The organism is Rhodococcus rhodnii NBRC 100604 (genome assembly GCF_001894925.1).
Classification (GTDB): Bacteria; Actinomycetota; Actinomycetes; order Mycobacteriales; family Mycobacteriaceae; genus Rhodococcus_F; species Rhodococcus_F rhodnii.
Genome location: NZ_BCXD01000035.1, coordinates 1 through 12,747, shown reverse-complemented (window position 1 = coordinate 12,747; position 12,747 = coordinate 1). Strand labels below are relative to the sequence as shown.

The 12,747-nt window shown below is 70.7% G+C and carries 9 protein-coding genes; 8 read left to right on the top strand and 1 reads right to left on the bottom strand.

Annotated elements, in window-relative coordinates; genetic code table 11:
* The first annotated feature begins 30 nt into the window (after positions 1-30).
* From RR1_RS23030 to RR1_RS19370, 5 genes are all read left to right on the top strand, one after another.
* The gene (locus tag RR1_RS23030; RefSeq protein ID WP_051111274.1) at positions 31-1,125 is read left to right on the top strand and encodes a DUF5336 domain-containing protein; all 1,095 of its coding nucleotides are present in this window, start codon (positions 31-33) and stop codon (positions 1,123-1,125) included.
* Between the two features lie 127 nt (positions 1,126-1,252).
* Entirely contained in the window at positions 1,253-2,797 is a 1,545-nt protein-coding gene (locus RR1_RS19385; protein WP_010839508.1) for a cell division protein PerM, read from the top strand.
* 124 nt (positions 2,798-2,921) lie between these two features.
* Positions 2,922-3,512, top strand: a complete 591-nt coding sequence (gene purN, locus RR1_RS19380; RefSeq protein ID WP_010839509.1) for a phosphoribosylglycinamide formyltransferase — start codon at positions 2,922-2,924, stop codon at positions 3,510-3,512.
* The gene (gene purH, locus RR1_RS19375) at positions 3,505-5,058 is read left to right on the top strand and encodes a bifunctional phosphoribosylaminoimidazolecarboxamide formyltransferase/IMP cyclohydrolase (protein WP_040774614.1); all 1,554 of its coding nucleotides are present in this window, start codon (positions 3,505-3,507) and stop codon (positions 5,056-5,058) included. Before purN ends, purH begins: the two co-directional genes overlap by 8 nt.
* A 187-nt stretch (positions 5,059-5,245) precedes the next feature.
* Entirely contained in the window at positions 5,246-6,349 is a 1,104-nt protein-coding gene (locus RR1_RS19370) for an N-acetylmuramoyl-L-alanine amidase (RefSeq protein ID WP_010839511.1), read from the top strand.
* A gap of 5 nt (positions 6,350-6,354) precedes the next feature.
* Here the strand turns inward: RR1_RS19370 and RR1_RS19365 are convergent, their stop codons facing one another.
* A complete protein-coding gene (locus RR1_RS19365; protein ID WP_010839512.1) occupies positions 6,355-7,350 on the bottom strand; it encodes an alpha/beta hydrolase family protein in 996 nt (331 codons plus the stop codon).
* 100 nt (positions 7,351-7,450) lie between these two features.
* Here RR1_RS19365 and RR1_RS19360 point away from each other — a divergent pair, with 100 nt between their 5' ends.
* From RR1_RS19360 to RR1_RS19350, 3 genes are all read left to right on the top strand, one after another.
* Positions 7,451-8,857, top strand: coding sequence for an ATP-binding protein (locus tag RR1_RS19360; protein WP_010839513.1), 1,407 nt, complete (start codon positions 7,451-7,453; stop codon positions 8,855-8,857).
* Between the two features lie 33 nt (positions 8,858-8,890).
* Positions 8,891-10,831, top strand: a complete 1,941-nt coding sequence (locus RR1_RS19355) for a vWA domain-containing protein (protein ID WP_010839514.1) — start codon at positions 8,891-8,893, stop codon at positions 10,829-10,831.
* Positions 10,832-11,068: 237 nt separating this feature from the next.
* Positions 11,069-12,565 (top strand): MFS transporter, encoded by a 1,497-nt coding sequence (locus tag RR1_RS19350; protein WP_083581037.1) that lies wholly within the window; start codon positions 11,069-11,071, stop codon positions 12,563-12,565.
* Positions 12,566-12,747: the final 182 nt, after the last annotated feature.

The following is a 12,747-nucleotide window of genomic DNA, read 5'->3' as shown; positions in this document are numbered from 1 at the left end:
GAGACCACCCGACCCGACGAGGGAGATCACATGTCGTTCACGCCCGGCGCCGCGAACCAGGGTTCGCCAGCGCAACCGACCCCGGGGCAGGGCTCGACGCAGCACCGAGGAGCGGACGGGCGATCGGGCGGTGTGCTCGCCGATCGGGGCGTCGACTTCTGGCTCGTCGTCGCGACTACCGTGCTCGGCGTCGTCGCGCTGTTCCTCGGCTTCGCGCCCTACGTGCAGACGCAGGGAGCGTTCGGCATGGCGGGCGGCTCGGGCAACGTCCTCGAACTCGGCAATCTCGGCTACGGATTCACCGTCCTCGCCGGTGCCCTCGCCGCCATGACGCTGCTGCGTGAACAGCGCTGGATGGGTGCCGCCGGTGCCGCGGCGTCCGTCGGTTTCGTCGTGTCGCTGTTCTCGTTCTTCGCGATGAGCGAGGACCTCGCGCTCGCGTGGGGCGGCGTGCTTCTGCTCGTCGTCGGATTCGTGCAGACGGTCGTGGCGGTCGGCGCGACGCTCATCGAGGCGGACGTCCTCAGTGCGCCGCGGCGCGCGACTCCGCCGCAGCAGCAGGGATTCTCGGCCCCGCAGTACCCCACGCCCGGCTATGCCGGATACCAGCCGCAGGCGTTCGCGCCGACCGAGGCGATCTCCACCCAGCCGAACCCGCAGGACCAGGGTGGAGCGCCGCCGCAGCAGAACCCGCAGCCGTACTCGGGCCAGCAGTACTCGGGTCAGTCGTACTCGGGCCAGCAGTACTCGGGCCAGCAGTACGAGGGTCAGCAGTACGGAAACCAACAGGCGCACGGGGGCGTGCCGTACCAGGGTCAGTACGGGTACGCCCCGCAGTACCAGCAGCCCTACCCGCAGGGTCAGCCCTTCCCCGGATACGGCCAGTACCAGCAGCCCGGCTACGGCCAGCCGCAGCACGCCGCCGGCTACCAGGGCTACCAGCAGCCCGGTCAGCAGTTCCCGCCGAACGCGGGCTCGGCGAGTGAACCGACACAGGCAGCGCCGCGCGTCGACGACGACCGGCCGGCGCACGGCGGCGAGCCGGACCGGCCGTCGCAGGAGTCCACCGACGGCGATGCCGGACCTCGTACTCAGGCGTTCGATCCCCGCGCCGACGACAAGTAGCCCGTTCCCGTGACGGCTCGGACCCGACCGGGTCCGAGCCGTCACGGTCGGTCGGGGCCGTGTTCGGTGGTCTTCACCGCGGCGCGCCTGCCGCACACCGCGTGATCGCGGTGCAACCCTCGAGGAGATGAGTGCGCTGATGGACCGCGTCCGCAACGCCACCCGCACACGACGGCCGGAACCCGGCCCGGCGCGGCGGACCGCGGGAGTACGGAACGCGGGAAGGCAGAACGACCGTGCGCCGCGGCGCCGGTCGTCCGGCGACCTCGGCACGCTCGCACGCGTCGCCTTCGAACCGGCGGCGGTGACGCTCGCGATCGCCGCCGTGCTCGCCGTCGTGACGCTGATGCTCGGCAACGAGGAACTCTCGGGCGCCGCGGGTGTGATCGGAGCGCTGTGGCTCGCGGTTCACCACGTTCCCCTTCCGATCGGCGGAGTGACGCTCGGCGTCCTGCCGATCGCGGCGACCGTGGCACTCGCATGGTTCGTCGTGCGCACGTGCAGCCGGGCGCTGCCGGCGGGTGCGTCCACACGAGATGCCCTGCGCATCGGTGGCGCGGCGCTGCTGGGGCCCGTCACCGTGACGGTCGTGGCACTCGCCTTCGTCGCCGACGCCGCGCCCGTCCTGTCCCTCGACTCGCCCGGCGTGGCCGTCGCGCTCGCGTGGACCCTCGTCGTCCACGCCCTCGCCGCGGCGATCGCGATCCTCCGCGCGCAGTGGACGGATCTCGTTCCGCGCCTGCCGTGGTGGATCGCCGTGGGCGTGCGTCCGGCGCTGCGGACCGCGTTCGCGTTCCTGCTCGTCGGGGCGCTCGCGACGGCGGCGTCGCTGATGTGGCACTTCTCGACGGTCGGCGAACTGCTGACCTCGCGCGACGGAGCCGTGGGCACGTTCGGTCTCACGGCACTGTCGATCCTGTACCTGCCGAATCTCGTCGTCGCGGCGACCGCGGTGCTCACCGGCTCGGCTGTGAGCATCGGCGACGTCTCGGTCAGCGTGTTCGGCAACGTCGGCGGCGACCTTCCCGCGTTCCCGCTGCTCGGCGCACTTCCGTCGGGACCCGGCGGCGGGCTGTGGCCGCTGCTCCTCGTGATCCCCGCGCTCGTCGGCGTCGCACTCGGGCGGGACGTGAGTGGTCGCGTCGGCCTGCAGCGTGGTGTCGTTCTCGTCGTGGCGTCCGCGGCGGGCGCGGGCCTCGCGCTCGGCGTTCTGTCGATGTTCGCGGGTGGTGCCCTCGGCGCATTCGGCGCCGTGACGGTCGACTCCGTCGCGCTCGTGCTGCTCGTCTTCGGCTGGACCACGGTGCCCGGTGTGCTCACCGTCGTCGTCGTCGGGTGGTGGCGGGCGCGCCGGGAAACGGTTCCCGGCGAGGCCGTCGAGCCCGCAGCCGCGGTGGCACCCGCTGCGACGACCGATCGTGCCGACTCCGACGAGGCCGTCGACTCCGACGAGTCCGAGGGCGGTGACTCCGAGCCGCACGACACCGAGCCGCGCGACACCGACGACGGCGGCGGCGAGAACACGGCCACTGCCGACGCCGACGCTCCAGCAGAGGCCGATGCCGGGGCGCCCGATGCCGGGGCGCCCGATGCCGGGGCCCCTGATGCCGGGAATGCGGACGCCGACGGCGAGGGCGACCTCGCACGCGAGGGGCGAGAGCGCGGCGACTAAACTCGGGGACGGCCGCACCCCGGCCCCTGATACTGCGACACAACCCGATCGCCGAGTCGTCTGGAGTACTGCGCTGAACACCTCGCGCCCCATCACGCCGACAGGCGACGACTCCGAGTCGCGCGTGGTCGTCCTCGCATCGGGGACCGGAACTCTGCTCGAGGCCCTGCTCGCGGGATCGCCCGCGTCCGCACTCGCCGTGACGGCCGTGATCGTCGACCGGCCCTGTCGCGCCGAAGAGATCGCCGCCGCTGCTGGTGTGCGCGTGCACCGCGTCGCACCCGCGGATCATCCCGATCGTGACGCGTGGAATCGCGCTCTCGCGGAGACGGTCGCCGGTGAGCGTCCCGATCTCGTCGTCACCGCGGGGTTCATGCGGATCCTGTCGAGCGAGTTCGTCGCCCGTTTCCGCGGTCGCATCGTCAACAGTCACCCGTCGCTGCTGCCTGCCTTCCCCGGCGCGCACGGCGTGCGTGACGCCCTCGACTACGGAGTGCGCGTGACGGGGTGCACGGTGCATCTCGTCGACGACGGTGTGGACACCGGACCGATTCTCGCGCAGGAGGCCGTCGCGGTTCTTCCCGACGACGACGACGCCACCCTGCACGAACGCATCAAGACCGTGGAGCGTCGCCTGCTGGTCGACGTCGTGGCGGCGGTTGCCGCCCGCGGAGTTGTCATCGATGGACGAAAGGCCGTGATTCCCAGTGAGTGACCGCAAGGCAGTGCGCCGCGCGCTCGTCAGCGTCTACGACAAGACCGGGTTGCTCGAACTGGCGACCGGCCTTCACCGCGCCGGTGTCGAGATCGTCTCGACGGGATCCACGGCATCGCGGATCGCGGACGCCGGGATCCCGGTCGTTCCCGTCGAGCAGCTCACCGGCTTCCCCGAGTGCCTCGAGGGCCGCGTCAAGACGCTGCATCCGCGCGTGCATGCGGGAGTGCTCGCCGACACGCGCAAGCCGGATCATCTGGCGCAGCTGCAGGACCTCGGCATCGAGCCGTTCCAGCTGGTCGTCGTCAACCTGTATCCGTTCGCCGAGACGGTGGCCTCCGGTGCCGACGACGACGCCGTCGTCGAGCAGATCGACATCGGTGGTCCGTCGATGGTGCGTGCCGCGGCCAAGAACCATCCATCCGTCGCGGTGGTCGTGGATCCCGCGCGTTACGACGACGTCCTCGCCGCGGTCGATGCGGGCGGTTTCACGCTCGAAGAGCGAACGGCTCTCGCGGCGAGCGCATTTCAGCACACCGCGAGCTACGACGTCGCCGTCGCCACGTGGCTGACGCAGACGCGCGTCGAGACCGAGAGCGACTTCGCGTCGTGGCGCGGCGCGACGTGGGAGCGTTCGGCGACGCTGCGCTACGGCGAGAATCCGCATCAGGGCGGCGCGCTCTACGTCGATCCCGCGGGCGAGCCGGGACTCGCGCAGGCCGAGCAGTTGCACGGCAAGGAGATGTCGTACAACAACTACACCGACGGTGACGCCGCGTGGCGTGCCGCGTTCGATCTCGCGGAGCCGGCGGTCGCGATCATCAAGCACGCCAACCCGTGTGGGATCGCGGTGGGTGCGGACATCGCCGAGGCGCACCGTAAGGCGCACGCGACCGACCCCGTCAGTGCGTACGGCGGCGTGATCGCGGCGAACCGTCCGGTGACGGTGGAGATGGCCGAGCAGGTCGCCGAGATCTTCACCGAGGTGATCATCGCCCCGGCCTACGAGGACGGCGCCGTGGGAGTCCTGCAGCGCAAGAAGAACATTCGCGTTCTCGTGGCCGAGCCCCCGGCCGCGGGCACGCTCGAGTTCAAGCAGATCTCGGGTGGGCTGCTCGTGCAGAACCGTGACGTCGTCGACGCCGACGGCGATGCGCCCGAGCGCTGGACTCTCGCGACGGGCGAGCCCGCGGACGAGGCGACGCTCCGTGACCTCGAATTCGCTTGGCGTGCCTGCCGTTCCGTGAAGTCCAACGCCATCCTGCTCGCGCACGACGGCGCGGCCGTGGGTGTCGGTATGGGTCAGGTCAATCGGGTCGACTCCGCACACCTCGCGGTGAGCCGGGCGGGAGATCGTGCGTCCGGGTCGGTCGGTGCCTCCGATGCGTTCTTCCCGTTCCCCGACGGGCTCCAGGTGCTCGCGGATGCGGGTGTGCGCGCCGTCGTCCAGCCGGGCGGTTCGGTGCGCGACAACGAGGTCATCGAGGCCGCGAAGGACGCCGGCATGACGATGTACTTCACGGGAGCACGGCACTTCGCGCACTGAACACCTACGCACACTGAACACCTGCGCACACCGAACACCTGCGCACACTGACGTCGGCGGTCGGGCGGCGGGGTCGCGAATCCCCGAAAGTCTGGACCTGAGGTCGAGGGTTCGTGCTAGCGTGACGCGAGTTGCTCGTGTTGCGGAAGGAGAGTGGCGGGAATCGGGGGACCCGCCCAGCACGCCCATGACCCCACCTTTCTTCAGGTCACGCCCGATCGTCGCCCGCGCCGGTGTGTGCGCGGCCGCTGCCGTCGCCGCCGGCCTGCTCGTTCCGGTCTCCGCGCATGCCCAGGAGCAGCCTGCGGGCAACGAACTCGCAGGCAGGACGGTATTCCTCGACCCCGGTCATCAGGGCTCGGCGGACGGCCACGACCTCACGGCCCAGGTGCCGGACGGCCGCGGCGGCACCAAAGACTGCCAGACCACCGGAATGACGACGCTCGGCGGCGTCCCCGAGCACACCATCGCATGGAACGTCGTGTCGCTCGTTCGGACGTCGCTCGAGAAGCTCGGGGCGAACGTCGTGCTGAGCAGGCCCGACGACACCGGCTGGGGCGGCTGCATCGACGAGCGCGCTGCCGCCGCGAACGCGTCGGGCGCCGATCTCGCCGTGAGCGTCCACGCCGACTCGACCGCAGCGGGCCCCGACCCGGACAACCACGGCTTCCACCTCATCGTGCCCGAGCTGCCCGTTCCGGACGCCGCGGCCGACGCCGCCCAGTCCGGCGGCGGGCGTGAGGCGACGACGATGATGCGCGACGCGTACACGAGCCGCGGCTTCGTTCCCGCGAACTACGCTGGAGTGCAGGACGGTATCCAGACCCGCGAGGACGTCGCCGGTCCCGCCCTCACGAGCGTGCCGCTCGTGTTCGTCGAGATGGGCAACGGTGCAAATCCGGAGGACGCCGCAGCACTCGAATCCCAGGACGGACAGCTCGAGCACGCGATCACCATCATCACGGGCGCCGTCACATATCTCATGACGGGTGAGGCGAGCGCCGAACCCGCACCCGAGGCGCCCGCAGCGGAGCCCGCGGCACCGGCAGCACCGGCGACGCAACCCGCACCGACCGCTGCACCCGCACCGACCGCTGCACCCGCGAGCCCGGCGCCCGACGGCGCGGAATCCGGTCTGGCGCAGGCGCTCACCCTGCTCACGCAGACGCTCGAAGCGCGCGGGATCGACGGCCTCGAAGACCTCGTGAACGCGGACGCCTTCGGACTCGCGTCCGATCTCGCGTCGGTGTTGCTGTCGGCGCTCGCCGACCTGCTGCCGACGACGAACTGACGGCGCTAGCGGATCGAGTCCAGCCACTCACCGAACGGCTCGGTGAACTCCCGCGACCACGGCAGGTCCTGCGTGTAGTCCGCACCGGTCGACTGCGCGTCGCCGACGTCCTTGAGGACGTGGTTGGCCGTACGCATCCGCACCGGGACGAGCGCCGTGTGCGTGAGCGCGGCGTCGAGACCGTCGACGTCGGAGAGCCGGACCTGCACGTCCTTCTCGGAGGCCGACGTCAGCACGGGCGTGCCCGCGGGGAGCTTGCCGGCGAGCTCGCGCGGGTCGAGCGAGTCCTCTTCGGCGAGGGCCTTCGCGTTGGCCTGGACGATGCCGGCGTTCTGCAGCGGCTCGGGCAGGTCGTCGGAGACGGTGCCGTCGGTGCGCAGCGATTCGACGGCACCGGCGAGCGCGACCCGCAGCTCGTCCGCGGCGGACACGGGCAGCGCGCCCGCGGCGGTCACGGCGTCGAGCTGCGCGGCGATCTGATCGGTGAGCAGGTCGAGCAGCCGCACCGCGAGCGGCTCGATCAGGGCGAGGCCGTGGACACCGGCGCCGCGTACCGCGAGTTCGAGGCCGACGAGCGCGCCGTCGCTGTGCCCGATCACGAGAATCTTCGAGCCGTCGACGGTGTCCTCGTCGGCGAGGACACGCAGCGCCTCGGCGGCCGGATCGACGAAGGCGCTCGTGAAGCCGAGTTCCGCGATGTCGTCGATGTCGTAGGGGCCGAGGCCGGTCTCGCCGCTGCCGAGCTTGTCGTAGCGCAGGCTCGCGAAGCCGTGCTCGGCCAGCAGATGCGCGAGCATCCGCAGGGTCCCGATCGAACCCGGAAGCAGGGCGCTGTCGCCGTTGCGGTCGGTCGGCCCGCTGCCCGCGACGAGCAGCGCCGCCGGGAACGGGCCCTCGCCCTCGGGGAGCGTCAGTGTCGCGTGATGCGTCACCACGTCGTCACGGACGGGGGCGTCGATGTCGAAGGTCAGGTCGCGTTCGGTGAACCGGGTGTCGGCCATGTCCTCTGTCTACCAGGTGCTGCCGGGCCATCGGTTTCGGTGTGGCGAGTTCGGAGCACCATGCCCCGGACCCGTGCGGCGGACGCCACACGCTCGTAGCGTGGAACGGGTGACGACGACACAGGAGCCCAAGGACGCCCGGTCCGCCATCGTCGGTGAATTGCGTGAGTCGGGTCACGTGCAGCGGTCGGTGAAGGAGGAGATCCGCGCCAACCTGCTCGCGGCGTTGCAGGACGGCCGCGATCCGTGGCCCGGCATCGTCGGGTTCGAGGACACCGTCGAGCCACAGCTCGAGCGGGCTCTCATCGCGGGGCACGACGTCGTGCTGCTCGGTGAACGCGGGCAGGGCAAGACGCGCCTGCTCCGCACGCTCACGCAGTTGCTCGACGAATGGACGCCGGTGATCGACGGCAGCGAACTCGGCGAGCACCCCTACGAGCCGATCACGCCGGCATCGATCCGGCGAGCCACCGCACTCGGTGACTGCCTGCCGGTCGCGTGGCAGCACCGCAGCACGAGGTACTCGGAGAAGCTCGCGACGCCGGACACGTCGGTCGCCGATCTCGTCGGTGACGTCGATCCCGTCAAGGTCGCGGAGGGACGCAGCCTCGGCGATCCCGAGACGATCCACTTCGGGCTCGTGCCGCGGGCTCATCGCGGCATCGTCGCGATCAACGAGCTGCCGGATCTCGCCGAGCGGATCCAGGTCTCGCTGCTCAACGTCATGGAGGAACGCGACATCCAGGTCCGCGGCTACACCCTGCGGCTGCCGCTGGACGTGCTGCTCGTGGCGAGCGCGAATCCCGAGGACTACACGAACCGCGGACGGATCATCACGCCGCTCAAGGACAGGTTCGGCGCCGAGATCCGCACGCACTACCCGACGCGTCTCGACGACGAGATCGCGGTGATCCGGCAGGAGGCGCACCTCGTCGGCGAGGTGCCCGATCATCTGCTGGAGGTGCTCGCGCGCTTCACTCGGTTGCTGCGCGAGTCGTCGTCGGTCGATCAGCGTTCCGGGGTGTCGGCACGATTCGCGGTCGCCGCCGCCGAGACGGTCGCGGCGTCGGCCGTGCGCCGCGCGACGATGCTCGGCGAGGCCGACGCCGTCGCGCGCCCGGTCGACCTCGACTCGATCGTCGACGTGCTGCGCGGCAAGCTCGAGTTCGAGGCGGGGGAGGAGGGGCGCGAGCAGGAGGTGCTCGGCCATCTGCTCCGCCGCGCGACCGCCGACACCGTGCGGGAACGGCTCGGCGGCATCGATCTCGCCGGGCTGGTCGACGCCGTCGAACACGGCGATCCCGTCGTCACGGGTGACCGGATCACCGCGGCGCAGTTGCTCGCGGACTTCCCGTCCGTCGCGGTCGTGGACGAGGTCGCCGAGCGGCTCGGAGCCACCACCGACGGCGAGCGCGCCGCCGCGCTCGAACTGGCCCTCGAAGGGCTGTATCTCGCGCGCCGTGTCTCGAAGGACGCGGGACCCGACGGCGAGACCGTGTACTCGTGACGGAGCGGTGACGCGGACGGAGAGGGGACAGCCATGGCACGCAGCGCGCGCTACGGACCGTACCGGGGCGGCGACCCGCTGGCTCCGCCCGTCGATCTGCGTGAGGTCCTCGCGGAGATCGGTGACGACGTGCTCGCCGGCACGTCACCGCAGAGCGCGCTGCGCGAGTTGCTCCGGCGGGGGCAGGGGGACATGCGGGGTCTCGACGACCTCGCCGCACGCGTGAATCGACGGCGCCAGGAGTTGTTGCGCCGCAACAACCTCGGCGGAACGCTCGACGAGGTGCGCGAACTCCTCGACCGCGCCGTCCTCGAGGAACGCAAGGAACTCGCCCGCAGTCTCGACGACGACGCGCGGTTCGCGGAGATGCAGCTGAGCGAGGTCCCGTCGCGGACCGCCGACGCCGTCCGCGAACTCGCCGAATACGACTGGCGCAGCCCGGCCGCCCGCGAGAGCTACGACCGGATTCGCGATCTCCTCGGACGTGAAGTGCTCGATCAGCGCTTCGAGGGAATGAAGCAGGCGCTCGAGAACGCGACCGACGAGGACCGGGCTCGCGTCTCGGAGATGCTCTCCGATCTGACCGACCTGCTCGAGGCCCACGCGCGCGGTGAGGACACCGAGCAGCAGTTCCGGGAGTTCATGGATCGTCACGGCGAGCACTTCCCCGAGAACCCGCGCGACGTCGAGGAACTGCTCGATTCGCTCGCTCAGCGGGCTGCGGCGGCACAACGGTTGCGCAACTCGCTCACCGATCAGCAGCGCGACGAACTCGACGAACTCGCAGCGCAGGCCTTCGGTGATCCGTCGCTGATGCGGCAACTGGATCGGCTCGACTCGCTGCTCGAATCCGCACGTCCCGGTGAGATCTGGGACGGGAGCGAAGGTTTCGAGGGCGAGCGCGGAATGGGTCTGGGCGAGGGTGTCGGTGCGATGCAGGAGGTCGCCGATCTCGACCGGCTCGCGGAACAACTCTCGCAGCAGTACGCGGGTGCCACGCAGAGCGACATCGACCTCGGTCTCCTCGAACGGATGCTCGGGCCCGACGCCGTCGCCGATGCGCGGACGCTCGCCGATCTCGAAGAGGCGCTGCGTCGTCGAGGATATTTCGATCGCGCCTCGGACGGACAGTGGCGGCTGTCGCCGAAGGCGATGCGGCAACTGGGGCAGACGGCCTTGCGTGAGATCGCCGACCGGATCTCGTCGCGCGGCGGTGATCGCGAGTCGCGGCGCACCGGGAGGTTGGGGGAGCCCACGGGGGCGGTGCGGGCGTGGACGTTCGGCGACACCGAACCGTGGGACGTCACCCGCACCCTGACGAACGCCGTGCTGCGGGACCCGGGCCGGATCCCGGTGCGGTTCACCGTCTCCGACGTCGAGGTCCACGAGACGGAGCAACGGGCGAAGGCGGCGGTCGCGCTGCTCGTCGACACGTCGTTCTCGATGGTGATGGAAGGGCGGTGGGTGCCGATGAAACGGACCGCCCTCGCGCTGAATCATCTGGTGTCCACGCGGTTCCGGAGCGACGAGTTGCAGATGATCTCGTTCGGGCGCCACGCCCAGGTGGTGACCGCGAGCGAACTCGCGGGCCTCGACGGCGCGTGGGATCAGGGCACGAACCTGCACCATGCGCTCATGCTCGCCGAGCGGCATCTGCGGCGGCACCCGGACGCCACACCCGTCGTCCTCGTCGTGACGGACGGCGAGCCCACCGCCCACCTCGAACCCGACGGCTACGCGGCGTTCGACTATCCGCCGAGCGCACGGACTCTCGGTCTCACCGTGCGCGAACTCGACCAGGTTGCCCGCCTCGGCGCCCAGGTGACGTTCTTCCTGCTCGGCGACGACCCGGGTCTCGCGCGCGTCACCGACCGGCTCGCCCAGCGAGTAGGAGGCCGCGTCGTCACACCCGGTCTCGACGGGCTCGGCGTCGCGGTGGTCGGCGACTACGTCGCCCGGCGGCGCAGACGCTGACCGCCCGGCGTCCCGGACGCCTCGCCCCGGCGATCCCGATTCCGTCGTCGTCGGTGCGTCGAACGGAGAGGCCCCACCCCTCCGAAGGCCTCGTCCGCGATGAGTGGCGAAGGTCCGGCACCGTTCGACGCCGGTAGCCTGCTAGCGATTGAACCGTCCGGACGGTACAGTAATGGGAGTCCTGCAGGCTCACGTCCAGAAAGCCAGATAATCGTGTCCACGTCCGTGGAGACCTCCATGCCCCGCGCCGGCGTCCGCGAATGGTTCGGTCTCGCAGCCCTCGTTCTTCCCGTCCTGCTCATCGCGATCGACATGACGGTGCTCGGCTTCGCCGTCCCCGCGCTCAGCGAGGATCTGCAGCCGACGGGCGGCCAACTGCTGTGGATCATCGACATCTACGGGTTCATGCTCGCCGGCCTGCTGGTGACGATGGGCTCGCTCGGCGACCGCATCGGCCGCCGTCGGCTGCTGATGATCGGCGCCTTCGGCTTCGGCGGTGCGTCGCTGCTCGCGGCGTTCTCGACGTCGCCCGAGATGCTCATCGCAGCGCGCGCCCTCCTCGGTGTCGCGGGCGCGACCCTCATGCCGTCGACGATGTCGTTGCTGCGCAACATGTTCCTCGATCAGCAGCAGCGCATGGTCGCGGTCGCAGTGTGGGCGTCGGCGTTCTCGGCGGGCAGCGCGCTCGGCCCGATCGTGGGTGGCTGGCTCCTCGAGCACTTCCACTGGGGATCGGTGTTCCTGATCAACCTCCCCGTCATGGCGGTGCTGCTCGTCGCGTTGCCGCTGCTCGTCCGCGAGTCGCGCGACCCGTCGCCGGGCCCGCTCGACTTCGCGAGCGTCGCGCTGTCGCTGCTCGCGATGCTGCCCGCGGTCTACGGCATCAAGAAGCTCGCGTCCGACGGCATCGCGCCGTTGCCGCTGGCGCTGCTGTTCTTCGGTCTCACCGCCGGACTCGTGTTCGTCCGCAGACAGCTGCGGCTCGAGCATCCGCTGATCGACATCGGGCTGTTCCGCAACCGCCGCTTCTCCGTGGCGATCGCGACGAACTTCATGCTCGTGTTCTCGATGGTGTCGTCGCTGTTCTTCCTGACGCAGTACCTGCAGCTCGTGCTCGGCATCTCGCCGATGCGGGCGGGCTTCGTGCTCGTGCCGGGGCTCCTGCTGTCGATCGTCGCGGGTTTCGTCGCCATCAGGCTGGTCCGCGGCATGGGGCTGACGACGGTGCTGCTCGTCGGGATCGGGCTCATCGCAGTGGGTTACGGCGTCCTCGTTTTCACGCCCGTGTCGGGCGGCGCTGCGCTCGTCGCGTTCTCGTTCGCCGCCCTCGGCACCGGTGTGGGTCTCGCGGAGACGCTGACGAACTCGGTCGTGCTGTCCACGGCGCCCGCCGAACGCGCGGGTGGTGCGTCGGCGATCTCCGAGACCGCGTACGAGCTCGGCGGCGCGCTCGGTGTCGCGCTGCTCGGCAGCGTCCTCACGGCCGCCTACTCGCGGGGCCTTGCGGACGTTCCGGGCGTGACCGGCGAGGCGATGTCGGCCTCGCGCGAGACGCTCGGTGCCGCGGCGACGGCGGCCGAGGCGACCGAGGGTGATGCCGGCGTCGCGCTGATGGACGCCGCGCGCGAGGCGTTCACGAGCAGCATGCACGTCACGAGCGCGATCGCCGTCGTGATCGTGCTCGGCGCGGGCGTCATGGTCGCGTCGGTGCTGCGGGGGCGCGCACACGAGTGACGTGTGCGCTCATCCCGGCCGGTATCTTGTGCGATTCGTTCCCGCAGCGGAGGTCGCGGGTGCGGTACCATTTCGCATCCGCGATCTCTGTATCGAATTCTGTTGCAGCCGAACGGGTTAGCGGCGCGGGAACGCCCCGCCCGGATGCTCGGTGCGGCTAGAGTCGAAGGCGATGCCTTACT